Source organism: Phenylobacterium sp. (assembly GCF_035944335.1).
Taxonomy (GTDB): Bacteria; Pseudomonadota; Alphaproteobacteria; order Caulobacterales; family Caulobacteraceae; genus Phenylobacterium.
In genome coordinates, this window is sequence record NZ_DASZBG010000090.1 from 1 (window position 1) to 25,842 (window position 25,842).

General features: G+C 70.3%; 25 protein-coding genes and 1 other RNA gene. 23 read left to right on the plus strand and 3 right to left on the minus strand.

Going from position 1 to position 25,842, the window contains the following annotated elements:
• The first annotated feature begins 205 nt into the window (after positions 1-205).
• The 9 genes from VGT80_RS15630 (at position 206) to rnpB (ending at position 7,198) form a co-directional block, all read left to right on the plus strand.
• Positions 206-1,408, plus strand: a complete 1,203-nt coding sequence (locus VGT80_RS15630; protein ID WP_327457402.1) for an acyl-CoA dehydrogenase family protein — start codon at positions 206-208, stop codon at positions 1,406-1,408.
• Complete coding sequence (locus tag VGT80_RS15635) at positions 1,405-1,788, plus strand: Ig-like domain-containing protein (protein ID WP_327457404.1); 384 nt, start codon at positions 1,405-1,407, stop codon at positions 1,786-1,788. The genes VGT80_RS15630 and VGT80_RS15635 overlap by 4 nt, the downstream gene beginning before the upstream one ends.
• A gap of 21 nt (positions 1,789-1,809) precedes the next feature.
• The gene (locus VGT80_RS15640; protein ID WP_327457406.1) at positions 1,810-2,952 is read left to right on the plus strand and encodes an acyl-CoA dehydrogenase family protein; all 1,143 of its coding nucleotides are present in this window, start codon (positions 1,810-1,812) and stop codon (positions 2,950-2,952) included.
• Between the two features lie 10 nt (positions 2,953-2,962).
• Positions 2,963-4,048: a hypothetical protein gene (locus VGT80_RS15645; RefSeq protein ID WP_327457408.1), complete on the plus strand. Its 1,086-nt coding sequence runs from the start codon at positions 2,963-2,965 to the stop codon at positions 4,046-4,048.
• A 5-nt stretch (positions 4,049-4,053) separates the two neighbouring features.
• Positions 4,054-4,947, plus strand: coding sequence for a DMT family transporter (locus VGT80_RS15650; protein WP_327457410.1), 894 nt, complete (start codon positions 4,054-4,056; stop codon positions 4,945-4,947).
• An 11-nt stretch (positions 4,948-4,958) separates the two neighbouring features.
• The gene (locus VGT80_RS15655; RefSeq protein ID WP_327457412.1) at positions 4,959-5,681 is read left to right on the plus strand and encodes an N-acetylmuramoyl-L-alanine amidase; all 723 of its coding nucleotides are present in this window, start codon (positions 4,959-4,961) and stop codon (positions 5,679-5,681) included.
• A complete protein-coding gene (locus VGT80_RS15660) occupies positions 5,681-6,295 on the plus strand; it encodes an FMN-binding negative transcriptional regulator (RefSeq protein WP_327457414.1) in 615 nt (204 codons plus the stop codon). The genes VGT80_RS15655 and VGT80_RS15660 overlap by 1 nt, the downstream gene beginning before the upstream one ends.
• A gap of 113 nt (positions 6,296-6,408) precedes the next feature.
• Positions 6,409-6,741, plus strand: coding sequence for a hypothetical protein (locus VGT80_RS15665; RefSeq protein ID WP_327457416.1), 333 nt, complete (start codon positions 6,409-6,411; stop codon positions 6,739-6,741).
• A 65-nt stretch (positions 6,742-6,806) separates the two neighbouring features.
• Positions 6,807-7,198, plus strand: an RNA gene (gene rnpB, locus VGT80_RS15670) — RNase P RNA component class A.
• 30 nt (positions 7,199-7,228) lie between these two features.
• On the opposite strand, the gene VGT80_RS15675 is transcribed toward rnpB, so the two are convergent.
• The 3 genes from VGT80_RS15675 to VGT80_RS15685 form a co-directional block, all read right to left on the minus strand.
• Entirely contained in the window at positions 7,229-8,569 is a 1,341-nt protein-coding gene (locus VGT80_RS15675; protein ID WP_327457418.1) for a PQQ-dependent sugar dehydrogenase, read from the minus strand.
• 71 nt (positions 8,570-8,640) lie between these two features.
• The gene (locus VGT80_RS15680; protein ID WP_327457420.1) at positions 8,641-8,961 is read right to left on the minus strand and encodes a hypothetical protein; all 321 of its coding nucleotides are present in this window, start codon (positions 8,959-8,961) and stop codon (positions 8,641-8,643) included.
• Between the two features lie 73 nt (positions 8,962-9,034).
• The gene (locus VGT80_RS15685) at positions 9,035-10,054 is read right to left on the minus strand and encodes a fatty acid desaturase (RefSeq protein WP_327457422.1); all 1,020 of its coding nucleotides are present in this window, start codon (positions 10,052-10,054) and stop codon (positions 9,035-9,037) included.
• A gap of 360 nt (positions 10,055-10,414) precedes the next feature.
• Between VGT80_RS15685 and VGT80_RS15690 the strand changes: the two genes are divergently transcribed.
• The 14 genes from VGT80_RS15690 (at position 10,415) to VGT80_RS15755 (ending at position 25,767) form a co-directional block, all read left to right on the plus strand.
• Positions 10,415-10,885: a division/cell wall cluster transcriptional repressor MraZ gene (locus VGT80_RS15690; protein ID WP_327457424.1), complete on the plus strand. Its 471-nt coding sequence runs from the start codon at positions 10,415-10,417 to the stop codon at positions 10,883-10,885.
• Positions 10,882-11,829, plus strand: coding sequence for a 16S rRNA (cytosine(1402)-N(4))-methyltransferase RsmH (gene rsmH / locus VGT80_RS15695; RefSeq protein WP_327457426.1), 948 nt, complete (start codon positions 10,882-10,884; stop codon positions 11,827-11,829). Before VGT80_RS15690 ends, rsmH begins: the two co-directional genes overlap by 4 nt.
• 67 nt (positions 11,830-11,896) lie before the next feature.
• Complete coding sequence (gene ftsL / locus VGT80_RS15700; RefSeq protein ID WP_327457428.1) at positions 11,897-12,280, plus strand: cell division protein FtsL; 384 nt, start codon at positions 11,897-11,899, stop codon at positions 12,278-12,280.
• On the plus strand, positions 12,277-14,028 hold the full coding sequence (locus VGT80_RS15705; RefSeq protein WP_327457430.1) for a penicillin-binding protein 2: 1,752 nt from the start codon (positions 12,277-12,279) through the stop codon (positions 14,026-14,028). The genes ftsL and VGT80_RS15705 overlap by 4 nt, the downstream gene beginning before the upstream one ends.
• On the plus strand, positions 14,025-15,476 hold the full coding sequence (locus tag VGT80_RS15710; RefSeq protein WP_327457432.1) for a UDP-N-acetylmuramoyl-L-alanyl-D-glutamate--2,6-diaminopimelate ligase: 1,452 nt from the start codon (positions 14,025-14,027) through the stop codon (positions 15,474-15,476). The genes VGT80_RS15705 and VGT80_RS15710 overlap by 4 nt, the downstream gene beginning before the upstream one ends.
• On the plus strand, positions 15,469-16,872 hold the full coding sequence (locus tag VGT80_RS15715; RefSeq protein ID WP_327457434.1) for a UDP-N-acetylmuramoyl-tripeptide--D-alanyl-D-alanine ligase: 1,404 nt from the start codon (positions 15,469-15,471) through the stop codon (positions 16,870-16,872). The genes VGT80_RS15710 and VGT80_RS15715 overlap by 8 nt, the downstream gene beginning before the upstream one ends.
• On the plus strand, positions 16,872-17,987 hold the full coding sequence (mraY, locus tag VGT80_RS15720; RefSeq protein ID WP_327457436.1) for a phospho-N-acetylmuramoyl-pentapeptide-transferase: 1,116 nt from the start codon (positions 16,872-16,874) through the stop codon (positions 17,985-17,987). The genes VGT80_RS15715 and mraY overlap by 1 nt, the downstream gene beginning before the upstream one ends.
• A 19-nt stretch (positions 17,988-18,006) precedes the next feature.
• Entirely contained in the window at positions 18,007-19,416 is a 1,410-nt protein-coding gene (gene murD / locus VGT80_RS15725; RefSeq protein WP_327457438.1) for a UDP-N-acetylmuramoyl-L-alanine--D-glutamate ligase, read from the plus strand.
• Positions 19,413-20,600, plus strand: coding sequence for a putative lipid II flippase FtsW (gene ftsW, locus VGT80_RS15730; protein WP_327457440.1), 1,188 nt, complete (start codon positions 19,413-19,415; stop codon positions 20,598-20,600). Before murD ends, ftsW begins: the two co-directional genes overlap by 4 nt.
• Positions 20,601-20,611: 11 nt before the next feature.
• Positions 20,612-21,709, plus strand: a complete 1,098-nt coding sequence (gene murG / locus VGT80_RS15735) for an undecaprenyldiphospho-muramoylpentapeptide beta-N-acetylglucosaminyltransferase (RefSeq protein WP_327457442.1) — start codon at positions 20,612-20,614, stop codon at positions 21,707-21,709.
• A gap of 46 nt (positions 21,710-21,755) precedes the next feature.
• Positions 21,756-23,177, plus strand: a complete 1,422-nt coding sequence (gene murC, locus VGT80_RS15740; protein WP_327457444.1) for a UDP-N-acetylmuramate--L-alanine ligase — start codon at positions 21,756-21,758, stop codon at positions 23,175-23,177.
• A gap of 10 nt (positions 23,178-23,187) precedes the next feature.
• Positions 23,188-24,093, plus strand: coding sequence for a UDP-N-acetylmuramate dehydrogenase (gene murB / locus VGT80_RS15745; protein ID WP_327457446.1), 906 nt, complete (start codon positions 23,188-23,190; stop codon positions 24,091-24,093).
• Complete coding sequence (locus tag VGT80_RS15750) at positions 24,093-24,701, plus strand: class I SAM-dependent methyltransferase (RefSeq protein WP_327457448.1); 609 nt, start codon at positions 24,093-24,095, stop codon at positions 24,699-24,701. Before murB ends, VGT80_RS15750 begins: the two co-directional genes overlap by 1 nt.
• A 118-nt stretch (positions 24,702-24,819) precedes the next feature.
• Positions 24,820-25,767 carry a D-alanine--D-alanine ligase gene (locus VGT80_RS15755; RefSeq protein WP_327457450.1) on the plus strand — a complete coding sequence of 316 codons (948 nt, stop codon included), beginning with the start codon at positions 24,820-24,822 and terminating at the stop codon, positions 25,765-25,767.
• Positions 25,768-25,842 lie beyond the last annotated feature (75 nt).

Consider the following 25,842-nt stretch of genomic DNA (forward strand, 5'->3'; position numbering starts at 1 on the left):
TTCCGCATGAGCCCGCTCACCGCCAACGGCGATTCCGTCGAGGGCTCCCAGGTCGAAATCCCGATCGTCTTCCGACCCCGCGGCTCGCGCTGACCCGCCGCCGTCGATGACGTTGACGTCATCGTCATCTTTCAATGGCCAAGCCCTGCGCGTAAGGTCGCGGCCTCGTCGACACGGCGCAGAACGACCGCCTCAGGAGCCGGCCATGAACCTCGACTTCTCGGCTGAAGAAAACGCTTTCCGCGACGAGGTCCGGGCCTTCATCGCCGGGAACTATCCCGCCGATCTGCGCAAGGCCCAGGACGAAGGCCGGCCGCTGACCAAGGACGAGTACCTGTCGTGGCACAAGGTGCTGGCGAAGAAGGGCTGGGTCGCGCCGTCGTGGCCCACGGAGTTCGGCGGCACGGGCTGGACGCCCACCCAGAAGTACATCTGGTCCGAGGAACTGGCCCGCGCCGACGCCCTGCCGGTCCTGCCGTTCGGCGTCGCGATGCTGGCGCCGGTGATCTACACCTTCGGGACCGAGGAACAGAAGAAACAGTTCCTGCCGGGCATCTACAACGGCGAGGTCTGGTGGTGCCAGGGCTACTCCGAACCCGGCGCCGGGTCCGACCTGGCGTCGCTGAAGACCAAGGCCGAGCGGATCACCGCCGACGACGGCCGCGAATACTACATCGTCAACGGCCAGAAGACGTGGACGACGCTGGGCCAGTACGCCGACTGGGGCTTCTTCCTGGTTCGCACCGACCAGAACGCCAAACCGCAGGCCGGCATCTCCTTCCTGTTGATCGACATGAAGAGCCCAGGCGTCACCGTCCGGCCGATCATCACCCTGGAAGGCGGCCACGAGGTCAACGATGTCTTCCTCGACAATGTGAAGGTCCCGGTCGAGAACCGCATCTTCCACGAGAACCAGGGCTGGACCTGCGCCAAGGCGCTGCTGGCGCACGAGCGCTCCGGCATCGCCGGCGTCGCGCGCTCCAAGCGCAACCTCGAAAAGCTGCGCGAGATCGCCGGCACCGAGCGCTCGGACGCCGGCGGCGCCCTGATCGGCGACGCCTTCTTCCGCCGCAAAGTCGCCGAGCTGGAGATCGACCTGACGGCGCTGGAGTTCACCGAACTGCGCACGCTCGCCGGCGAAAGCAGCGGCAAGGGGCCGGGCCCGGAAAGCTCGATCCTGAAGATCAAGGGCACCGAGATCCAGCAGCGGATCCAGGAGCTGGCCCTGGAGGCCGTGGGCCACTACGGCGCGCCCTTCCTGCGCGACATCGGCGGCAACGCCGGCATCGGCCCGGACGACGCGCGCGGCCTGGCGGGGGAATACTTCAACGGCCGCAAGACCTCGATCTACGGCGGCTCCAACGAGATCCAGCGCAACATCATCGCCAAGATGGTGCTGGGCCTTTGAGGCGGCTGGGGGCCCTGACGTTCGCCGCCGCGCTCGGCCTCGCCGGCGCCGCGGCCGCGCAGGACGCGCCGCGTGTGGTGAGCACCTTCCCGCCGCCGGACTCGGTGGTGCCGGCGGGGATCGGCCAGATCCAGGTCACCTACGACCGCCCGATGATGCCCAATAGCTGGTCGTTCGCCACGGGCGGCGAGCGGGCCTTCCCGGCGGTGGACGGCGGGCCCGTGCAGTCTGACGATGGCAAGAGCTTCAGCCTGGCGGTCAAGCTCGAGGCCCATACGACCTATGTGATCTGGCTCAACACCGACCGCTATCAGAAATTCAAGGACGAGCAGGGCCACGCCGCCACGCCGTACCGCCTGACCTTCACCACGTCGGAATAGTCCGGCCCTTAAGGACCCGCGATGGACTTCAGCTTCACCGACGAACAGTCGATGCTGCGCGACACGGTCGCGAGCTACCTCTCAGACAATTACAGCTTCGACCATCGCCGCGCGGTCGTGACCAAGGAGCCGGGCTGGAGTCCGGCCGTCTGGAAGGCCTTCGCCGAGGAGCTCGGCATCCTCGGCGCGCCGTTCTCCGAGGAGTTGGGCGGGCTGGGCGGCGGCCCGGTCGAGAACATGGTCGTCATGGAGGAGTTCGGTAAAGCCCTGGTGGTGGAGCCCTACCTCGGCACGGTGGTGATCGGCGGCGGCTTCCTGAAGCACTCGGGTCATCCGCAGGCCGCCGACCTGATCGGCAAGATCATCTCCGGCGAGGCCATCTTCGCCTTCGCCTACGCCGAGCCGCAGGGCCGCTACAACCTGGCCGACCTGAAGACCACCGCCAAGAAGGACGGCGGCGGCTACGTCCTGAACGGCCACAAGGCGGTGGTGGTGGGCGCACCCTTCGCCACCCACCTGATCGTCACCGCCCGCACCGGCGGCGGCGAGCGCGACGGGCAGGGCGTCTCGGCCTTCATCGTGGAGAAGTCGGCCAAGGGCGTCACCACGCGCGACTATCCGACCGTCGACGGCAATCGCGCGTCGGAGGTGACGCTGGAGAACGTCAAGGTCGGCGCCGAGGCGCTGATCGGCCCGCAGGACCATGGCCTGCCGCTGGTCGAGAAGGTGGTGGAGGAGGCGATCGCCGCCACCTGCGCCGAGGCCTGCGGCGTGCTGCGCAAGCTGCACGAAGGCACGCTGGAATACACCCGCCAGCGCAAGCAGTTCGGCGCGCCGATCTCATCGTTCCAGGTGCTGCAGCACCGGATGGTCGACATGTTCATCCAGCTCGAACAGTCGATCTCCATGACCTACATGGCGACCATCAAGCTCGCCGAGGACGCCGAGCGGGCCAAGGCCGTGGCGGCCGCCAAGGTGCAAATCGGCAAGGCCTGCAAGTTCGTCGGCCAGAACGCCATCCAGCTGCACGGCGGCATGGGCATGACCGAGGAGATGGCCATCGGCCACTATTTCAAGCGCGCCACCCTGATCGAGAGCGCCTTCGGCGGCATCGACCACCACCTCGCCCGCTATGAGTTCCTGAGCTTCGGGCAGGCGGCCTAAGGCGCGAGGCTTGGAAGACCGGCAAGCCCTCGACCTCGGCCGGCTGCTCCCACCCTTGCTGGGCGCGCTGGAAGCCCTCGGCTTCATCGCCCGCCACCTGCATCCACCGGATCTGGACGTCCTGCTGAGCGCGGTGGGCGAGCCCGATGCGCCGCTGCGGGCGGCGCGCGCCGGACTGTCGGACTGGCCGGCCGAGCTCGCCGAGGTGCGCCGGGCCCTGGACACGGCCGCCGACCACGCCGTCGCAGCCTTCGAGGCGCTACGTGACGCCCGCGACGATGGGGGCGACATGGGCCAAGTGTACCGCGCGATGCGCGGCCTTCCCCGGGCGCAGGAGGCGCTCTATCCGCTGGCCGCCGGTCTGGCGCCGATCAGCCGCTTCTTCCTGGACCCGGCCGTGCGCGGCCACGCCGACCTCGTGGAGCGCCTGGCGCAGGCCCCGGTGCGGGACGATACCGGCGTCATGCATCTGGGTCAGGAGCCCGGCGCGCGCGGCGGGGTCTCGCTCTACGCGCCCGAGGACTACGCCGATGACCGCGACTGGCCGCTGGTGGTCGCCCTGCACGGCGGGGCGGGCAGCGGCCGATCCTTCCTCTGGACCTGGCTTCGCGACGCCCGCAGCCATGGCGTCATCCTCGCCGCGCCGACGGCGATCGGCGACACCTGGGCGCTCACGGGCCCCGATCCCGACACGCCGAACCTTGCCCGCATTGTCGAGGCCGCGCGCGCCCGCTGGCGGATCGATCCGGCGCGTATCCTGCTCACCGGCATGAGCGACGGCGGCACGTTCGCCTATGTGAGCGGCTTGGAACCCGGCTCGCCCTTCACCCACCTGGCGCCCGTCTCGGCGGCCTTCCACCCGATGCTGGCCGCCATGGCCGATGGCGATCGGCTCCGGGGCCTGCCCATCCACATCGCTCACGGGGCGCTCGACTGGATGTTCCCGGTGGCGATGGCCCGCGAGGCGCGCGATGCGCTGGCGGCGGCCGGAGCCGCGGTCACCTATCGCGAGCTCGACGACCTCAGCCACACCTATCCGCGCGAGCTGAATCCGGAAATCCTCGCCTGGCTCGGTCGGGCGCGGGAGGCGAGCTGAGGCCCATGGCGTTACGCGATTTCGGGCTGCTTGTGCTGGTCTGCCTGGTCTGGGCGTCGAACAACATCGTCTCGAAATTTGCGGTGAGCGAGCTCGCCTCGCCGCCGCTGTTCTATGCGGCCGTGCGGTTCGCGGTGGTGGCGCTGGCCACCTTCCCGTGGCTGTTTCCGGCGCCGCGGCCGCGCTGGCGGCTGATCGCGGTGGCCCTGCTGATGGGCGGCGGCAACTTCGCCCTGCTGTTCATCGGCCTGAAAACGTCGACGCCGTCGGCCGCCGCCGTGGTCGGCCAGCTGGGCGTGCCGATCACCACCCTGCTCTCCGTGCTGATGCTGGGCGAACGGGTCCGCTGGCGCCGCGCGCTGGGCATCGCGCTCACGCTGGGCGGCGCGCTGCTGGTGATCTGGAACCCCCGAGGCCTCACCATTTCGACCGGCCTGCTGTTCGTCGTCGGCTCGGCCTTCACCGGCTCGCTGGGCGCGGTGATGATGAAGCAGATGGAGGGCGTGAAGCCGCTGCAATTCCAGGCCTGGGTGGGTCTGGCCTCCTTCGTGCCGCTGGCGGCGCTGTCGGCCCTGCTCGAACCCGGCCAGGTGCAGGCCGGCATGAGGGCCGGCTGGCCGTTCCTGGCCGCGGCGCTCTATTCCGGCCTGGTCGTCTCGGTGGGCGCGCACACGGCCTACTATTTCCTGATCCAACGCTACGAGGCGAACCTGATCTCGCCGCTGACCCTGATGACGCCGCTGGCCACCATCGGCATGGGCGTGGCCCTGCTGCACGATCCGTTCGGGCCGCGCATGGCGATCGGGACCACCGTGGCGCTGGCCGGCGTCCTGATCATCGCGCTGCGACGCAACCAGGTGGCGCCGCTGCTGCTCGCCATCCGCAATCGGGCCCAGTAAAGCTCAGCGTCATGGAGTTCATCGACGCCCCGTCGCCCAACTTCGGGCCGCGCCCCAAAGGGCCGCCGCATATGCTGGTGCTGCACTACACCGGCATGCAGGGCGGCGAGGCGGCGCTGGCGCGACTGCGCGATCCCGCGGCGGCGGTCTCGGCCCACTACATGGTCGAGGAAGACGGGCGGGTGTTCCGGCTGGTGCCCGAGGAGCGGCGGGCCTGGCATGCGGGCAAGTCCTCCTGGCGCGGCGAGACCGATATCAACTCGGCCTCGATCGGCGTGGAGATCGTCAATCCCGGCCACGAGTTCGGCTATCGGCCCTTCCCCGACGCGCAGATCGCCGCCGTGACCGCCCTGGTGGGCGACATCCGCAGCCGCTGGACCATCGAGGACGTCGACATCGTCGGCCACTCCGACGTGGCGCCCGAGCGCAAGGAGGATCCGGGCGAATTCTTCCCCTGGAAGCATCTGGCGCAGGCCGGTCACGGCCTGTGGGTCGAGGCCGCCGCCGCGCCCGGCGCGCCGCTCGCCGAGGGTGAGGACAGCACCGCGGTCTTCGCCCTGCAGGCGGGGTTCACCCGGCTGGGCTACGACAGCGCGCCGACCGGCAGGTTCGATGCGCACACCGCCGCCGTGGTACGCGCCTTCCAGCGGCATTGGCGGCAGGACAAGGTCGACGGGGTCGCCGACGGCGAGACCCGCGCCCGGCTGATCGCCCTGTTGCGGCTGATCGGCTGATGCATCCCGCCGGACACTTCCACGAGGCCGACGAGGCGCGCCTGCTGGCCGAGCTGGCCGCCCATCCGTTCGTGACCCTGGTCGCCGCGCCGCAGGACCGGCTGCTGATCGCCCACGCCCCGGTGGTCGTTCGGCGGCTTCCGAGCGGGCTGGCGCTCGACTTCCACCTGTCGCGCAGCAACGCCCTGAGCGGATTCCTCGCGGGCGGCTTCCGCGCCGTGATGGTGAGCCTGGCGGCAGAGGCCTATGTCAGCCCCGACTGGTATGAGGGTGACGACCAGGTTCCGTCCTGGAACTACATCACCGTGGAGGCCGAGGGGCCGGTCGCGGTGCTCGACGACGAAGGGCTGGTGGCCCTGCTCGACGAGCTGGCGGCCCAGGAGGAGGCGCGCCTGGCGCCCAAGCCTGCGTGGACGCGCCACAAGATGAGCCCCGACCGCTTCGAGACCATGACGCGGGCGATCGTCGGCGGCCGCCTGACCGTCGAGCGGCTGGAAGGAACCACCAAGCTCTCGCAGAACAAGTCCGCCGCCGATCAGGCCGGGGTGGCCGCGGCGCTCGGGGACCACCCGATCGCCCGGCGGATGGCCGCCGCAATCCGGCCGCGTTCCTGAACCGCGACCGATCCGGCCGCCTCAGAACGGGTTCAGGCGGCGGGCGCGATGCTCCACGGGCTTGGTCGCGATCTCCCCCTCGCGGCGCAAGCGGATCGATTGGAGCAAGACCCATGAACCTCAAGCGCACCGCCCTTGCGGCCGCCTTCGGAGCGCTGGCTTTCGGCGCGACGGTCTCGGCCGCCTCGGCCCAACCCCTGCAGCCCGGCCATCCGCGCCAGGAGCAGGTGCTCGACCGCACCGCCCACCAGCGCGCCGTGATCCGCCACGAAGAGCGCACCGGCCGCATCTCGCCGGCCAAGGCCCACCGCCTGCTGGTCGCCGACCGGCGCATCGCCGCGCGCGACCATCGCATGGCGCGCCGCAACGGCGGCTATATCACCCGGGCTCAGCAGCATCGGCTGAACCGGCAGGAAAACCAGGTCGCCCGCCGTATCCCGGGCTAGACCGCATATGCTGGCGGCCCGGCGGAGTTGATCCGCCGGGCCCAAGGCGCCACCCTAGGCTCGGACCAGACGGCCGGGCGATCGCGGGCGCAAGCTCGAGGAAAGTCCGGGCTCCACGACGACATGGCGGCGGGTAACGCCCGCCGGGGGTGACCCCAGGGATAGCGCCACAGAAAGCAAACCGCCCTCCTTCGCCGCAAGGCTTCGGAGGGTAAGGGTGAAAGGGTGGGGTAAGAGCCCACCGCGTGCCTGGTGACAGGGACGGCATGGCAAGCCCCGCCAGGAGCAAGACCGAATAGGGGTTCCGCGTCTCCAGTGATGGAGGCAGGGCTGTCGCCGGCCCAGGGACCCGGGTAGGTCGCGAGAACCGGTCCGCGAGGGCCGGTCCAGAGGAATGATCGCCGCGTCGGTGTCAAAGCCGGCGGCACAGAACCCGGCTTACAGGCCGTCTGGTCCGTTTCCTCTTCGCCGTTCGGCGGCGTCCGTCCTAGGGCTTCACCGCCGGCTGCCGCGGCGCTGGCACGCCCTTGGCCGGGACCAGGCGCAGGATCTCGTTGGGGTTGGGCGCCATCTCGTCGGTGAGGACATAGATGTCCCCATCGGGACCCTGCTTGACGAGCTTGATGCGCTGGCAGCGGTCCATCAGCAGCTTCTCTTCGCCGACCACCCGCTCGCCCTTCATCTGCAGCCGGACGAGCTGCTGGCCCGACATGGCGCCGATGAAGAGATTGCCGCGCCAGGCGGGGAAGGCCTGGCCGGTGTAGGCCATGATCCCCGAGGGGGCGATGGACGGGGTCCACCAGTAGAGCGGCTGCTCGATGCCGGCCTGGGCGGTCTTGCCGCCATTGATCAGGGCGCCGGAGTTCTGGCGGCCGTAGCCCACCACCGACATGCCGTAGTTCTTGCCGCGGCGGATCACGTTCAGCACATCGCCGCCCATCGGCCGGTTCTCGGCGGCCCAAAGTTCGCCCGTGGCCGGGTTGATCAGGGCGGCGTGGATGTCGCGGAAGCCGAGGGCCCAGACCGCGGGATTGGCCTGGGCGTCGCCAACGTACGGGTTGTCCTTCGGGATCGAGCCGTCGGCGTTGATGCGCAGCACCTTGCCGGCCTGGGTGCTCAGCGTCTGCGGATCGGGGCCGACGTCGGCCAGGTCGCCCGCCGACATGATCAGCAGGGTCCCGTCGCGCGCCTGCACGATGCGCCGGGGCTGGATGTCCGCGCCCTCGCGCAGCACCTTGACGTTCTCCAGGGACTTCTCGTCCGTCGAGAGCCGGGCGCTGGCGATCCGGCCCATGGCCTTGGCGTCGGCGGCGAAGCGGGTGTGGTAGGTGAAATAGATCGTCCGGTTGCGCGCGAAGTCGCGGTCGACCAGCACGTCGTACATGCCGGACCCCAGCCGCGGCTGGACCATCTCGGGCACGTTCGCCAGCAGGTCGGACACCACGCCCTCGCGCGAAACCGTGCGCATGCCGCCGTTGCGGAAGCTGATGAGCATCTTGCCGTCGGGCAGGAAGTCCGCGCCGAACGGCCGGTCGATCCTGGCGACCGACTGCACCGCGTAGCCTTGCGTTCCCCTCAGGATCGGAGCCCGGGTCTGGCCGGGGAAGGCCGGCGTCGGGGAATAGCCGTCATTGGCGTTGCGGTTGCGGCCGCAGAGCGCGGTGATGCGGGCGTTCTCCGCCGCCGATCCGGCGACGCCCGGGAAGTCGGGTCCCGGGGGGAACTGTGGGATGGCCGGCTTGGGCTGCTGAGACCAGGCGGCGCCGGACAGGCCGGCGGCCACGGCGAGGCCGACCCAAAAGGCGCCCTGCGGCGATGTGGATTTCATGGTCGGTCCCCTCGAGATCCTGGTGCGATCGGCGCCCCGCCCGGCATGGGCGCATCAACGGCCCGCCCGGTCTAGCGCAACGTCATGTGCAGCTTGAGGCCCACGAAGCGGCCGTTCGGGTCGACGCCGTAGGCCGCCGCGGCCCCCTCGGTGATCGACTTGGGTTGCAGGCCGCAGAGGAAGCCCACCGAGCCGTCCAGGTTCTTGCGATCGAAGCGATGGTCGATGGAGGTCTTGGCGACGCCGGCCGGGCGTGCGGGCTCGGAGCGCGCGAGCGCGAGATCGAGGCCGGCCCGGGGCTGAAAGGCGGCCTCGTGCAGCGGATCGGCGGGCTGGGCGCAGGCCGCGCCGGCGCAGAGCGTGACGGCGGCGGCGAACAGGGCGAGCTTCATGCGGCGGACCTCTCGGAAGCCGCGTCCCTTAGAGCACTGCTGAGGCCGGCTGGCGAGGCGCGGGCGCCGCCGCTCAGGCCGCGGTCGCCATGGCGCGGGAGAGCCGCTCCTCGCGGAACGACACCAGCCGGCCGGCGGCCTCATCCCAGAGGGACAGGCGGATGGCCTTGAAGGCCTCCCACAGCGTCACCCGGCTCATCGCCCTCAGCTCCGGATGCTCCTTCAGCACCTGCGGCAGGCGGTAGAAGGGGATCTTGCTGCCCACATGGTGCACGTGGTGGACGCCGATGTTGGCGGTGAACCAGCGCAGCACCGGCGGCAGGTCGAGGTGCGAGGAGCCCAGAAGCGCGGCTTCCTGCGGCTTCCAGGTTCCGTTGCGGGCCCAGTAGGCGCCTTCGAACTGATGTTGGATGTAGAACAGCCAGACCCCGATCGAGGCGGCGGCGAGCACGATCGGCAGGTGCACCAGGAGCACGCCCTTGACCCCGCCCAGCAGGAGCTGCGGTAGGATGATCAGCGCCAGGCCCAGCGAGTTGGCCATCACGCTGCGCCAGGCCGGCGCCTCCTTCATCAGGCCGATGGGCAGGCGATGCTGCAGCACGAACATATAGCCCGGGCCGATGCCGAACATGATCAGCGGATGGCGATAGAGCCGGTAGCCGAGCCGGCCCAGCCGGCCCTTCGCGCGGTACTCTTCGACGGTCAAGGTCTCGACGGCGCCGAGTTCGCGGCGGTCGAGGTTCCCGGACGTGGCGTGGTGGATCGCGTGCGTGCGCCGCCAGTACCCATAGGGCGTCATGGTGAGGACCCCGATCAACCGGCCGGTCCAGGCGTTGGCGGTCGGCGAGCGGAAAAAGGAGGCGTGTCCGCAGTCGTGCTGGATCATGAACAGCCGCACCAGGAAGGCGGCGGCCGGCAGGGTCAGGGCCACGCCCCACCACCAGCCCTCGCGCACCATCCACAGGGCCCCGATCCACAGGGCGAAAAGCGGCAGGGCGGTGATGACGATCTCCAACACGCTGCGCCCGTGGCTCGGCCGCTGATAGGCCGCCAGCCCATCACGTAGGCCGCGCAGCTCGATGGAGAGGGTCATGGGAGGGTCTCGGGGGGAATCGGCCGTCATAAGCTATGGGAAGTTTGTGACTTATGTTGGAACTCTGCCGCGCCTCGTTTGATCCGTGATTTGTCGCAAGCGTCCCGTCAGACGCGCATCGGAAACCGCGCGATCCACAGAGTTCCATGTATGTTCTGTGGATAACTAATTCGCATTAACCATACTTGGCTTCAGAGTGTTGTTTTCACGCGCAATAGTCATTCAGAGTCATTGTATCCCAGTTAATCCCATGATACCCCAGTCACCATTCGCTAACCAAACCCGGCCGCGTTGGGGCGCCGCCGGGTTGCAAGGAGCGGGGCGGCCGGATCTCCCGGCCGGAGTCAGGGGCTGGGCGAGATGTTCCTCTCGACCTTCGAGAAGCAGCTGGACGCCAAGCGGCGCATTGTCGTGCCGCAGGACTTCCGCGCGCTCGCCGCGGGACCCTTCGACGGGGTGTTCTGCTTCCCCTCCATCGAGGCCGATTGCATCGAAGGCGGCGGCAAGCCGCTGTTCGACCGCTACCTGGGCGTCATCGAGGAGTTGGAGTTCGGCGATCCCCTGAGGAGCGCGCTGGAGACCTCGGTGCTGGGCGGCATGGCCAAGCTCTCGTTCGACACGGCCGGCCGCATCACCCTGCCGGAAACCCTCTGCGACATGTTTGGCCTCTCCGACTGGGTCACCATCGTGGGGCTCGGCGACCGCTTCCAAATCTGGTCCAGGGAAGCTTTCCAGGCGCACCGCGCCGCCCAGCGCGAAGCCGCCCGCGATGGCCTCGCCAATCTGCGCGCCCAGCAGCGCCTCGCCCGCCTCGGCGGAGGCGCTCCGTGACGAGGGTTCCGACGAGCGCGCCGCACATCCCCGTGCTGCTCTCCGAAGTCCTCGACGCCCTTCAGCCTGCGCCCGCCAAGATCATCGTCGACGGCACCTTCGGGGCCGGCGGCTACAGTCGCGGCATCCTGGCCGCGGGCGCGAGCGTCATCGCCTTCGACCGCGATCCCACCGCCCGCCGCTTCTCCGAGGGGCTCGACCCCGCGCGCTTCCGGTTCGAGCCGGCGCGGTTCTCCGAGATGGACGAGGTGGTCGGCGCGGCCGCCGTCGACGGCGTGGCGCTCGACCTGGGCGTCTCGTCGATGCAGATCGACGAGCCGGAACGCGGCTTCTCCTTCATGCGCGACGGTCCGCTCGACATGCGCATGGGCGATGCCGGCCAGACCGCCGCGGACCTGGTCAACACGGCCGATCAGAAGGAGCTGGCGCGGATCTTCTTCGTCTATGGCGAGGAGCGGCAGAGCCGGCGGATCGCCGGCGCCATCGTTAGGCGCCGCGCCGAGCAGCCGTTCAGCCGCACCCTGGAATTGGCCGAATTCATCGAGAAGGCGCTGGGCGGTCGCCGCGGGGCCAAGGTGCATCCCGCCACCCGCGCCTTCCAGGGCCTGCGGATCGCGGTCAATGAGGAACTCTCGGAACTGGAGGCGGGCCTGCTCGCCGCCGAGCGGGCGCTGAAGACGGACGGACGGCTGTGCGTCGTTACGTTCCACTCGCTGGAAGACAGAATCGTGAAGACCTTCCTCGCCGTGCGGGCGGGGCGGACGCCGGCCGGGTCGCGGCACGCGCCGCCGAAGCAGGCGGGCGCAGAGCCGAGCTTCCAGCTGCTGTTCAACGGCGCCCACGCGCCGTCGGCGGCGGAGGTGGCGGCCAACCCCCGCGCGCGATCAGCGAAGCTGCGGGCGGCGGTGAGGACCTCCGCGCCCGTCTGGAGGGATGCGGCATGATCCTCCTACGCCAAGGCTTCGGAGGATTTGCCCTGCGAAGCGTCGCAAGACGCGAAGGATGGGCGGCATGAGCCTGCTCGCCCGCAGGGTCCGGGGATTTCGGCTGGTCGACCTGGTCGCGCTCAGCGTGCTGATGCTGCTCATCCTGGGCGTCTATCTGGCCAAGACCGTGGCCGGGCGCGAACGCGCCGACATCGCCTCGGCCGAGCGCCAGATCGAGGGGGAGAAGGCCCGCATCCGCCTGCTGCAGGCCGAGGTGACCCATCTGGAGCGGCCGGCTCGCATCGAGAAGCTCTCGGAGACCTATCTCGGCATGGCGCCGGTCTCGATCAAGCACGAGGCGAGCCCGGACGTGCTGGGCGACATCGCCATCCACCCGGCCGCGCCGAGCCCCACGGCCGAGCTGCCGGGCGCGCCCGCCGCCGCACCCCCCCTGGGGGCCGCGCGATGAGTCTCGGCCAGCAGACCTTCGGCGGCTCATCGCTGTACCGCTGGATGCTGCGGCGCATGTGGGGGCTGGAGCACGCCTTCGAGCGGACCCGCGCCTCCGGCCGCGCCGAGGACGACACGCGCATCCGCATCTTCGTGGTGCTGGCCTTCTTCGCCATGGGCTTCGTGGCGCTGGGCGTCGGGGCGACGCGGGCGGCCCTGTTCTCGGACGCAGGCAAAGGCGACGCCGGCGCGGCGGTGGCCGGCGCGGCGCGCGCCGATCTCGTCGACCGCAATGGCCAGTTGCTGGCCGTCGACCTGCTGCACTACGGCCTCTACGTCGACCCGCGCGAAATCTGGGACATCTCGGAGACCCGTCGCGCGCTGGGCTCAGCCCTGCCGGGCGTCCCCGCAGAGCGCCTGGAGCGCGCCCTGCGCGCCAACCGCCGGACCTTCCTGGCCGGCGGCCTGACCCCGGACGTGCGGGCGAAGATCAACGACCTTGGTCTGCCGGGCGTCAGCTTCGAGCCGGAGTCCAAGCGGGTCTATCCGCTGAACACCACCGCGGCCCACCTGATCGGCTTCACCGATTCCGGCGGCGAGGGCCTGGCCGGCGCGGAGCTCGCCTTCAACGAGGACGTGCGCACCGGCGCCACCACCGGCGCGGCCATGCCGCTGTCCATCGACCTGCGCGTCCAGGCGGCGCTGGAGGACGAGCTCGGCAAGGCCGCCGCGACCTTCCAGCCGAGGGGCGCGGTGGGCATCGTCACCAACGTCCACACCGGCGAGGTTCTGGGGATGGCCAGCTGGCCGACCTACGACCCCAACCGCGCGGGCGACTCGAGCCCCGACGCGCGCCTCGACCGCGCCGCCTCGTCGGTCTTCGAGATGGGCTCGGTGTTCAAGGCCTTCACCATGGCCATCGGCCTGGACGCCGGCGTCGCCACCCCGCAGTCGACCTTCGACGCGCGCACGCCTTTCCAGATCGGCTACCGGACCATCCACGACTACCACGCGACCCATCAGGTGCTGACCCTGGTGGAGGTGTTCCAGCACTCCTCGAACATCGGCACCGCCCGGCTCGCCGTGGCCATCGGGCCGGAGCGGCTGCAACACTATTTCGATGCGCTCGGCCTGACCCGGCCGGCCAAGGTCGAGCTGCTGGAGAGCGCGCGGCCGCTGACCCCCAAGGTGTGGAACGAGGACGCCATCGCCTCGACCTCGTTCGGCCACGGGATCGACGTCAGCCCGCTGGCGCTGGCCCGGGCCTACGGCGCCCTGCTCAACGGCGGCTATCTGCTGCCGCTCACCATCCATCGGCTGGAACCGGGAGCCAAGGTCGCGGGTCCCAGAGTCATCTCGGACAAGACCAGCCTGGAGGTGCTGCAGCTGATGCGCGCCAACGTCACCGGCGGCTCGGGCAAGTCGGCCAATGTCGTGGGCCTCAACGTGGGCGGCAAGACCGGCACGGGCGACAAGTACGACCCGGCCATCCGCGGCTACAGCCACACCAGACAGGTTTCGTCCTTCGTGGCGGCCTTCCCCACCGACGGTCCGCCCAGCGCGCCGCGCTATCTCGTGTCGATCCTGTTGGACGAACCGCACCCCGACAAGACCGGCGCCGATCCGACCGGCGGCATCGTGGCGGCCCCGGCGGTCGGCAAGATCATCGAGCGCATCGCGCCCTTCGTGGGCGTCAAGCGCCGCGCCGAACTGGTGGCCTTCGATCCCGGCCCCGCCAAGCCGGATGACGCGGGAGAAGAGCGGTGAAGCTCTCGCAGGTCGTCCGCCGCAACGTCAGCCCGGATCCGGAGATCGCCGGCGTCACCGCCGACAGTCGCAAGGTGAAGCCGGGCTTCCTGTTCGCGGCCCTGCCGGGGACCCAGGTTGATGGCCGCGCCTTCGCCGCCAAGGCCGTGGAAGCCGGCGCCGCGGCCGTGATCGCCGGCGAGGACATCGCGGGCCTCGCGGTCCCGCTGATCGCCACGCCCGACCCGCGCCGCGCCTATGCGCTCGCCGCGGCGGCCTTCTGGGGCGCGCAGCCGCAGACCTGCATCGCGGTCACCGGCACCAACGGCAAGACCTCGGTCGCCAACTTCTGCCGCCAGATGTTCGCCCACGCCGGCCGCACCTCGGCGAGCATGGGCACCCTGGGGCTGACGGTGTCGCGGCCCGACGGGACCGACGACCAGCTGACGCCCGCCGGCCTGACCACGCCGGACGCGGCCGACGTCGCCGAGCTGCTGGCCCGGGTCGCGGGCATGGGCGTGACGCACTTCGCCATGGAGGCCTCGTCGCACGGCGTCGACCAGCGCCGGCTGGACGGCGTGAGCCTGAAGGCCGCCGGCTTCCTGAACCTGACCCAGGACCACCTGGACTACCACGGGACCATGCAGGCCTATCGGGCGGCCAAGCTGCGCCTGTTCGAGACCCTGTTGCCGCGCGGCGGAACCGCGGTGCTCAACGCCGACAGCGACGCCTATCCGGCCTTCGCGGCGGCGGCGGTCTGCGCTGGCCAGGCCGTGGTCTCGATCGGTGAGGCGGGGCAGGGGATCCGGCTCCTGGAGCGCACCCTGCTGCCCGAGGGACAACGCCTGAAGCTCGACGTGCATGGCCTGGCCTGCGAGGCGCGGCTGCCGCTGGCCGGCGGCTTCCAGGCCTCCAACGCCCTGGTCGCCATGGGGCTCGCCATGGCCGCCGGCCTGAGCGTCGACGAGGCGCTGGCCGGACTGGAGATGCTGGTCGGCGCGGCCGGACGGCTGCAGCGGGTCGGGACCGGCCCGCGCGGCGGCGAGGCCTATGTGGACTACGCCCACACCCCCGACGGGCTGGAGACGGTGCTGAAGGCGCTGCGCCCCCACGTGCGGGGCAAGCTGATCGTGGTGTTCGGGGCCGGCGGCGACCGGGATCGCGGCAAGCGGCCGATCATGGGCGAGATCGCCGGGCGCCTGGCCGACGTCGCCATGGTCACCGACGACAACCCCCGCTCGGAAGACCCGGCGGCCATCCGTGCCGAGGTGCTGGCCGGCGCCAAGGGCCTCAAGGAGATCGGCGACCGCCGCGAGGCGATCCGCGCCGCCGCCGCCCTTCTGGGCGAGGGCGACATCCTGGTGGTGGCCGGCAAGGGCCATGAGCAGGGCCAGATCGTCGGCGCGACCGTGCACCCGTTCGACGACGTGGCCGAGACCGCCCAGGCCCTGGAGCTCGTTCATGGCTGAGTCGCTCTGGACGTCCGAGGAGATCGCGGCGGCGACCGGCGGCAAGCTGGCGGGCCAGCCGTTTTCCGCGACCGGCGTCTCCATCGACACCCGGACGATCGAGCCCGGCGACCTGTTCGTCGCCCTGGGCGGCGTGCGCGACGGCCATGAGTTCGTCGAGCAGGCCATGGAGAAGGGCGTCGTGGGCACGCTGGCCTCGCGCACCGTGGCCGGCTCCGCGGTGATGGTTCCCGACACCCTGTCCGCCCTGGAGAAGCTCGGCGCGGCGGCGCGCGACCGGGCGGCTCAGGCCCGGCGCGGCGCGGTGACCGGCTCGGTTGGCAAGACCTCGGTCACCCAGGCGATCGCCGCCGGCCTGAAGCTCGCCGGGCGCTGGCATTCCTCCGTGAAGAGCTACAACAACCACATCGGCGTGCCGCTGACGCTCGCCCGCATGCCCCGCGACACCGAACGCGCGGTGTTCGAGATCGGCATGAACCACGCCGAGGAGATCTCCCCGCTGACCCGTATGGTCCGCCCGCACGCCGCGGTGGTGACGACCGTGGGCCCCGTCCACACCGAGAACTTCGCAGACGGTGAGGCCGGGGTGGCGCGCGCCAAGGCCGAGGTGTTCGAGGGCCTGGCGCCTGGCGGCATCGCCGTGCTCAACGCCGACAACCGCTGGTTCGAACTGCTCAAGGCCGAGGCCCTGGCGGCCGGCGCCAAGATCCGCACCTTCGGGACCGGCGAGGGCTGCGACGCCCGGCTGATCGACTTCCAGCCGACCCACGGACCTGGCGGCGACCATGCCGCCGTCCAGGCGCGGTTTCACGGCAAGGGCCTGGACTTCCCGATCCTGCAGACCGGCCAGCACTGGGGCTTGAATTCCATGGCCGTCCTGCTGATGCTGGAGGCGCTGGATGTCGATCTGGGCGACAGCCTGGCGGCGCTGGGCTCCTTCGAGCCGCTGGAGGGCCGCGGCGCGGAGACGACCGTGGCGGTGAAGGGCGGCGCCTTCACCCTCATCGACGAGAGCTACAACGCCAACCCGATCTCCATGGCCTCGGCCATCGCCACGCTTGGCCTTCGCATGACGGCAGGGCGGCGCATCGTCGCGCTGACCGACATGCTGGAGCTGGGCGCTGAGGGGCCAGGCTTCCACGCCGCCCTCGCGGAACCCCTTGAGGCCGCCCAGGTCGACCTGGTCTTCTGCGCCGGCCCGCTGATGAAATCCCTCTTCGACGCCCTTCCGTCGACTCGGCGAGGCGCGTACGCCGAAACAGCGGCGGAGATCGCGCCGCAGGTCGCCCGGGCCGCAGAGCCTGGCGATCTGGTGATGGTCAAGGGTTCGAACGGATCCAAGGCGGGGCTGATCGCCCAGGCCCTGGTCGCGCTCGGAACCGGGGAGCGCGGCTGATGCTGTACTGGCTGTACGAACAGTTCGCCGCCCACGGCCACACCACCGCCCTGCGCCTGCTTCGCTACCAGACCTTCCGCACCGGCATGGCCCTGTTCACCGCCCAGCTGGTGGTGGTGGCCATGGGATCGCGCTTCATCCGCTGGATGCAGGCCAAGCAGGGCCGCGGCCAGCCGATCCGCGCCGAGGGCATCGAGCGTCACGTCATCGAGAAGGCCGGCACGCCGACCATGGGCGGGGTGATGATCCTGGCCGGCCTGTTCGCCGGCACCCTGCTGTGGAGCGACCTCACCAACGTCTATGTCTGGGCCGTTCTGCTGGTCACCGCCGGCTATGGGGTGCTGGGCTTCCTCGACGACTACGCCAAGGTCACCAAGCAATCGACCGAGGGCGTCTCGGGCCGCCTGCGGCTGGTGCTGGAGGCGCTGATCGCGGCCGCCGCGGTCGGGATGATGATCCACTGGGGCGCGCCCTCGCCCGAGCCCGGCAGCGCGCACCTTTCGACCTCGCTCGCCTTCCCGGTGTTCAAGGAGGCGCTGCTGAACCTCGGCTGGGTCTATGTGATCTTCGCCGCCATCGTGATCGTGGGCGCGGCCAACGCGGTGAACTTCACCGACGGTCTGGATGGCCTCGCAACGGTCCCCGTCATGATCGCTGCGGCTGCGTTTGGCTTCATCGCCTACCTGGTCGGCAACTTCGTCTTCGCCAACTACCTGCAGCTGCACTTCGTCCCAGGCGTGGGCGAGGTCGCGGTGTTCTGCGGGGCGATGATCGGCGCCGGCCTGGGCTTCCTCTGGTACAACGCCCCGCCGGCCAAGATCTTCATGGGCGACACCGGCGCGCTCGCCCTGGGCGGCGCGCTCGGCACGGTGGCGGCGGCCACCAAGCACGAGATCGTGCTGGCCATCGTCGGCGGTCTGTTCGTGGCCGAGACCCTGTCGGTGGTGATCCAGGTCGCCTGGTTCAAGCGCACCGGGCGGCGCATCTTCCTGATGGCGCCCATCCACCACCACTTCGAGAAGCTCGGCTGGTCGGAATCGACCGTCGTGATCCGCTTCTGGATCGTCTCGATCATGCTGGCCCTCCTGGGGCTGGCCACGCTGAAGCTGCGGTAGGGGAGGGCAAGCGAACGCCATGATCCCGGTCCGCGGCTTCGAAGGCAGGACGGTCGCCGTGTTCGGCCTGGCCCGTACGGGCCTCGCTGCCGCACGCGCGCTGGTCGCCGGCGGCGCCGAGGTCGCCGTGTGGGACGAGAAACCCGAAGCCCGCGCCGCCGCCGAAGCCGAAGGCCTGCCGGTCGTCGACCTGACCACCGCCGACTGGTCGAAGTTCGCCGCGATCATGCTTTCGCCCGGCGTGCCGCTGACCCATCCGGAGCCGCACTGGACCGTCGTGGAGGCGCGTGAGGCCGGCGTCGAGATCGTCGGCGACATCGAGCTCTTCGCCCGGACGGTGAACGCCGCACCGGAGCACAAGCGTCCGAAGATCGTCGCCATCACCGGGACCAACGGCAAGTCCACCACCACCGCCCTGATCGGCCACATCTGCGCGCAAGCCGGCCGCGACGTGCGCATCGGCGGCAACATCGGCTACGGCGTCCTGGGGCTGGAGGATATGCACGGCGGCGCGGTCTATGTGCTCGAACTGTCGTCCTATCAGCTGGACCTGACCTCGAGCCTGCGCGCCGACGTCTCGGTGCTGCTGAACATCTCGCCGGACCACCTCGAGCGGCACGGCGGCATGGAGGGCTATGTCGCCGCCAAGCGCCGCGTCCTCATGAACCAGGGCAAGGGCGACACCGCCGTGATCGGCGTCGACGATCCCTGGGGCCAGCAGATCTGCACCGAGATCACCGCCGCCAACCGCCGCACCATCGTGCCGATCTCGGCCTCCAAGGCCATGAGCCGCGGCGTCTATGCGCTCGACGGCCTGCTCTATGACGCCACCGGCGAACGGGCGAGCGAGGTCGCCGACCTGAAGCGCGCCCGCTCGCTGCCCGGCCGCCACAACTGGCAGAACGCCGCCGCCGCCTACGCCGCCGCCAAGGGCCTGGGCATCGCCGCGGCCGAGGCCGCCGAGCACCTGATGAGCTTCCCGGGCCTGGCGCACCGGATGGAGACCGTCGGCCACCTCGGCAAGGTGCGCTTCGTCAACGACAGCAAGGCGACCAACGCCGATGCGGCGCGCCAGGCGCTGTCCAGTTATCCGAAGGTGTTCTGGATCGCTGGCGGCCAGCCGAAGTCCGGCGGCATCGGCTCGCTCTCCGACCTCTTTGGACGGATCGAGAAGGCCTATCTGGTGGGCGAGGCGGGCCCGGTGTTCGCCGAGGTGCTGCGCGGCAAGGCCGGCGCCGTCGTCAGCGGCACCATCGAGGCCGCCGTCAACCAGGCCTATGCCGATGCGGCCGCGACCGGCCAGGAGGCGATCGTGCTCTTGTCTCCGGCCTGCGCCTCCTTCGACCAGTTCGCCGATTTCGAGGAACGCGGCGAGGCGTTCAGGTCCGCCGTGCAAAGGCTCGCGAATACCGCGAGAGGCGCGGCTTGAGCACCGTCTCTCAGACCCACTCCCAGGCCCACGCCTTCCCGCGCTCCGACCGCTCGCCGATCGGGGTCTGGTGGTGGACGGTGGATCGCTGGATGCTGGGCGTCATCGCCATCCTGATCGCCATCGGCGTGGTGCTGGCCTTCGCCGCCAGTCCAGCCGCGGCGGCCCGCATGAACGTCGGCGACCCGTTCCATTTCGCGGTCCGCCAGTGCGTTTTCGCGGCCGGCGCCGTGGTCATCCTGATCAGCGTCTCGATGCTGGAGGTGAAGGGGATCCGCCGCGCGGCCTTCTTCATCTGGCTGGCGGCCATCGCGATCATGATCGCCTTGCCGTTCCTGGGCCACAACGCCAAGGGCGCGACCCGCTGGCTGGAGTTCGGCGGCTTCTCCCTGCAGCCTTCGGAGTTCATGAAGCCGGCGCTGGTGATCCTGGTCTCGTGGATGTTCTCCGAGGGGCAGAAGGGGACCGGCGTGCCCGGCGTCTCCATCGCCTTCGGGCTCTACTTCCTGTCCATCGGCCTGTTGCTGATCCAGCCCGACGTCGGCCAGACGGTGCTGATCACCGTGGCCTTCGGCGCCGCCTTCTGGATGGCCGGCGTGCCGCTGTCGTGGGTCATGCTGCTGGGGGGCGTGGCCGCCGCCGGCCTGTCGTCGACCTATTTCCTGCTGCCGCACGTGCACAGCCGGGTGGAGAAATTCATCTCGCCGGACACCGCCGACACCCACCAGGTCGATTCCGCGGCCATCGCCCAGGCGGCCGGCGGCCTGTTCGGCCGGGGGCCGGGCGAAGGCGTCATGAAACGCCACGTGCCTGACCTGCACACCGATTTCATCTATTCCGTGGGCGCCGAGGAGTTCGGCCTGCTGTTCTCCCTGCTGTTGATCGCGCTCTTCGCCTTCGTGGTGATCCGCGGCCTCTACCGGGCGATGAAGCTCTCCGATCCCTTCGAGCAAGTGGCCGCCGCGGCCCTGTTCGTGCTGGTCGGGCAGCAGGCCTTCATCAATGTGGCGGTGAACCTCAACCTGATCCCGACCAAGGGCATGACCTTGCCGTTCATCTCCTATGGCGGCTCCTCGATGCTGGCCATGGGCCTGACGCTGGGCATGGCGCTGGCCCTGACGCGACGCCGGCCCGGCGCCTACAGCCACAGCGAAGGCCTCGCCAAGGCCGGCGCGTTCGCTTAAGGGCGGGCGTCATGCGCAAGGTCGCCGTCGTCGCCGCCGGAGGCACCGGGGGCCATCTGTTCCCCGCACAGGCCCTGGCCGAGGCCCTGATCGCGCGCGGCTGGACCATCGTGCTGGCCTCCGACGAGCGGGTGGCGGGCTTCGCCGGCGAGTTCCCCGCCGAGCGGCGGATCGGGCTTTCGGCCGCCACCTACAGGCCCGGCGATCCGATCGGCATGGCGCGCGCGGGCCTGGCGGTGATGCGCGGCGCGATGCAGGCCCGCGCCCTCTACCGCGAGATCGGTCCGCATGTGGTGGTGGGCTTCGGCGGCTACCCCTCGGCTCCGGCGCTGGTGGGCGCGATCCTCGACAAGCGACCGACCGTGATCCACGAGCAGAACGCGGTGATGGGCCGGGCCAACCGCTTCCTCGCCCCGCATGTGACCCGCGTCGCCTGCGCCTTCCCGACCCTGCTCAAGGCGCCCAGGAAGGTGGCCGGCCGCCAGATCGTGGTCGGCAATCCGGTCCGCCCGGCGATCCGCGCGCTGTACGACGTTCCCTATGATCCCCCGACCCCGGAGGGTCAGGTGCGCCTCCTGATCACCGGCGGCAGCCAGGGTGCGCGACTGCTCTCCGAGCTGGTCCCCGAGGCGATCGCCGCCTTGCCGGAGGCGCTGAAGCGCCGGCTGTCCATCCAGCAGCAGACCCGTCCCGAATCCATGGAGACCGCGCGCCGGATCTACCGAAACGCCGTGATCGACGCCGAGATCGCGCCCTTCTTCCGCGACATGGCCGGCCGGCTGGCGGCGGCCCATCTGGTGATCGGCCGCTCGGGCGCGGGCTCGGTCTGCGAGTTCGCCGTGGCGGGCCGGCCCTCGATCCTGGTGCCGCTGGCCATCGCCATCGACGACGATCAGGGCCAGAACGCCAAGCTGCTGGCCAATGCCGGCGGCGCCGAGGTCGCCCGCGAAAGCCAGCTCACCGTCGACAGCCTCTCGAACGCGCTCGAAAAGCTGTTGAACAATCCGGGCAGGCTGGCGCGCATGGCCGCGGCCGCCCGCGCGGTCGCCATGCCCGACGCGGCCGAGCGTCTGGCCGATGTGGTCGAGCAGACCGCCCGCGGGCGCTGAGCTGGAATGGGGTGAAAAAGCCCCACGCATGCGCTAGCACCAGCGGATGACGCGACGCCCCGTGCCCTTCGAGATCGGCCCCGTGCACTTCATCGGCATCGGCGGCATCGGGATGAGCGGCATCGCCGAGATCATGCTGCGCATCGGCTACACGGTGCAGGGCTCCGACGCCAAGGCCGGCGCCAACACCGAGCGGCTGGAGAAGCTGGGCGCCAGGATCTTCATCGGCCATGACCCGGCCCACATCGATGGCGCCTCGGCCGTGGTCTATTCGACCGCCGTGAAGGCCGACAATCCGGAGATGGTCGCGGCCCGGGAACGGCGCCTGCCGCTGGTGCGCCGCGCGGAAATGCTGGCCGAGCTGATGAGATTGCAGTTCTCGGTGGCGGTCGGCGGGACCCACGGCAAGACCACCACCACCTCCATGGTGGCTTGCATCCTCGACGCGGGCGGGCTCGACCCGACCGTGGTCAACGGCGGCATCATCAACGCCTATGGCACCAATGCGAAGGTCGGGACCGGCGACTGGATCGTGGTCGAGGCCGACGAGAGCGACGGCTCGTTCCTGAAGCTGCGCTCCACCGTGGCGGTGGTCACCAACATCGATCCCGAGCACCTCGACCACTACGGCGACTTCGAGGCGGTGAAGAAGGCGTTCCGCGACTTCGTGGAGAACATCCCCTTCTATGGTTTCGCCGCGGTCTGCACCGACCACCCGGAGGTCCAGGCGCTGGCGGCCCGCGTCGAGAACCGCCGGCTGCTCACCTATGGCGTCAATCCGCAGGCCGAGGTCCGCGCGGAGAACATCACCATGGGCCCGGAAGGCGCCCGCTTCGACGCGGTGATCGCGCCGCGCGAGGACGGCAGCCTGCGCATCGACGATCTGCACCTGCCCATGCCCGGCCAGCACAATGTGCTGAATGCCCTGGCCGCCATCGCGGTGGCGCACGAGCTCAAGGTGTCGGGCGAGGACATCCGCAAGGGTCTGGCCGGCTTCGGCGGCGTGCGGCGGCGGTTCACCACCACGGGCGTGGCTGACGGCGTGCGGATCATCGACGACTACGGCCACCATCCGGTGGAGATCTCATCGGTCCTCAGGGCCGCCCGCGCGGTGACCCAGGGCCGCGTGATCGCCGTGGTCCAGCCGCACCGCTATACGCGCCTGCGCGACTTGTTCGACGATTTCCGCCACGCCTTCAACGACGCCGACGTGGTGATCGTGGCCGATGTCTATGCGGCCGGCGAGACGCCGATCGACGGCATCGACCGCGACGCCCTCGTGGAGGGCCTGCGCCGCTATGGCCACCGCCGGGCCATCGCGCTCGCCAGCCCGGCCGACCTGCCGGCCTTGATCCGCAAGGAGGCCAAGGCCGGCGACCTGGTGGTGCTGCTGGGGGCGGGCGACATCACCAGCTGGGCCTATGCCCTGCCCGATCAGCTGCAGGCGCTCGGCAAGGCGGCCGAATGAGCTGGCGCCCATGAGCTGGCGCGAAGGGTTGCCCGCGGTGCGCGGCAAGCTGCTGCGCGATGAGCCGCTGGGCCCTTTCACCTGGTTCCGCGTGGGCGGTCCGGCGGACGTGCTGTTCCTGCCGGAGGACGAGGCCGACCTCGCCGGCTTCCTGAAGGGCCTCGATCGCGCCGTGCCGGTGACGCCGCTGGGCGTCGGTTCCAACACCCTGGTGCGCGACGGCGGGGTGGAGGGCGTGGTGGTCCGGCTGGGCCGCGGCTTCGCCAAGGTCGAGGCGCGGGACGGCGCCCGCATCTTCGCCGGCGCGGCCGTACCGGACGCCATCCTGGCGCGCGAGGCCGCCAAGGCTGGGATCGCCGGCCTGGAATTCTACCGCGGGGTGCCAGGCTCGGTGGGCGGCGCCTGCGTGATGAACGCCGGCTGCTACGGCGCCGAGACCAAGGACGTGCTGGTCGAGGCCACGGCCGTGACCCGGGCCGGCGAGCGGCTGACGCTCTCCAACGCCGACATGGGCTTCAGCTATCGCAAATCGGCCCGCGCGGCCGCCGAGCCGATGATCTTCACCGGCGCCCTGTTCCAGGGGACCCCCGACGCGCGGGCCGCCGTCGAGGGGCGCATGGCCGAGATCACCGCGCGGCGCGAACAGACCCAGCCGATCCGCGAGAAGACCGGCGGCTCGACCTTCAAGAACCCGCCCGGCCAGGCGTCGTGGAAGCTGGTCGATGAGGCCGGCTGGCGCGGCAAGCTGTTCGGCGGGGCGATGTTTTCGCCGCTGCACGCCAACTTCATGATCAACACCGGCGAGGCCACGGCCGCCGACCTCGAGGGGCTGGGCGAAGCGGTCCGCGCCGACGTGAAGGCGAAGTTCGGCGTCGAGCTCGATTGGGAGATCAAGCGCATCGGGCGGCCGGCCTGATGGCGGCGTTCCTGCACGTCGGCTGCGGGCCCAAGCGCAAGGCGCAGACCACCAAGGGGTTCGACACGCCCCATTGGGAGGAGGTGCGGCTCGACATCGATCCGGCTGTGCGGCCCGACATCATCGGCAGCATGACCGACATGGCCGCGGTCGCCGACGCTGCGTTCCACGCGGTGTTCTCGAGCCACAATATCGAGCACCTCTATCCGTTCGAGGTCCCCGTGGCGCTGGCGGAGTTCCACCGGGTCCTGCTGCCCGACGGCTTTGCGGTGATCACCTGTCCGGACCTGCAGGCGGTGGCCGCCCTGGTGGCGGAGGACCGGCTGGAGGAGCCCGCCTATGTGTCGTCCGTCGGGCCCATCTCGCCCCACGACATGCTGTTCGGCCACCGGGCGGCGCTGGCCCAGGGCAACCTCTACATGGCCCATCGCACGGGTTTCACCATCCGCAGCCTGGAGGCGGCGCTGCGGCAGGCGGGCTTCGTCAGCGTCGCGACGATGCGCCGCCCCTGGGCCTTCGACCTCTGGGCGCTGGCCACGAAGAAGGAAATGCCGCCCGAGGCGCTCCGCGCCTTGGCGCAGGCGCACTTCCCGACACGGGCGCGGTGACCGCCGCGGCGCCGATCCTCGCGGGGTCCGCGACGCCCTCGGCCCAAGCCGCCTCTTGACCCCGGGGCTGCGCTCCGTCACCCGCAGAGGCCTCCGCCGTCCAACATCTGAGTCGCCCATGGCCGCCCCGCTTTCCGGACACCACGTCGCCGTCCTCCTGGGCGGGCTCTCCTCCGAGCGGGAGGTGAGCCTGGTTTCCGGCCGCGAATGCGCCGATGCGCTGGAGCGGCTGGGCGCCAAGGTCAGCCGCGTGGACGCCGGCCGCGACCTCGCCCAGGTGCTGAGCGCGCTGCGGCCCGACGTCTGCTTCAACGCCCTGCACGGGGCCTGGGGCGAGGACGGTTGCGTCCAGGGGGTGCTGGAGACGCTGGGCGTGCCCTACAGCCACTGTGGCGTGCTGGCCTCGGCCCTGGCCATGGACAAGGCGAAATCCAAGGCCGTGCTGGCGGCGGCCGGCGTGACGGTGCCGGGCGGCGGGCTGTTCAACCGCTTCGAGGCGGCCCGCGAGCACGTCCTGGCGCCGCCCTATGTGGTCAAGCCCAACGCCGAGGGCTCCTCGGTGGGGGTGTTCCTGGTGTTCGAAGGCGCCAACAGCCCACCGCAGCAGATCGTCGATCCGTCGTGGACCTATGGCGAGGAGGTGATGATCGAGCCCTACATCGCGGGCAAGGAACTGGCCGTGGGGGTCATGGACGGCAAGGCCATGACCGTCACCGACATCATTCCGCGCACCGGATTTTATGACTATGAGGCGAAGTACGGGGAGGGCGGTTCGCGACACGTGGTTCCGGCCCTCATTCCGCCCCATGTCTTTGAAAAAGCGCTGAAACTCTCCGAGATGGCGCATGCGGCCCTGGGTTGCCGGGGCGTTACCCGGTCCGACCTGCGTTATGACGACGTTAAGGACATTCTGGTCCTTCTGGAGGTGAACACCCAGCCCGGCATGACGCCCACCTCGCTCGTCCCCGAGCAGGCGGCTCAGCAGGGCGTGGATTTCGATGCTCTGGTGCTTTGGATTACGGAGGACGCGTATGCCCGCGGCGGTGCGGGGAGGGTCGCGAGTTGAAGCGAAACCTCGGGCAAAAGCGGCCCCCAAGTCGGCACAGCGTCCCCGGCTGAAAGCGTCGGGGGCGGCGCCGGC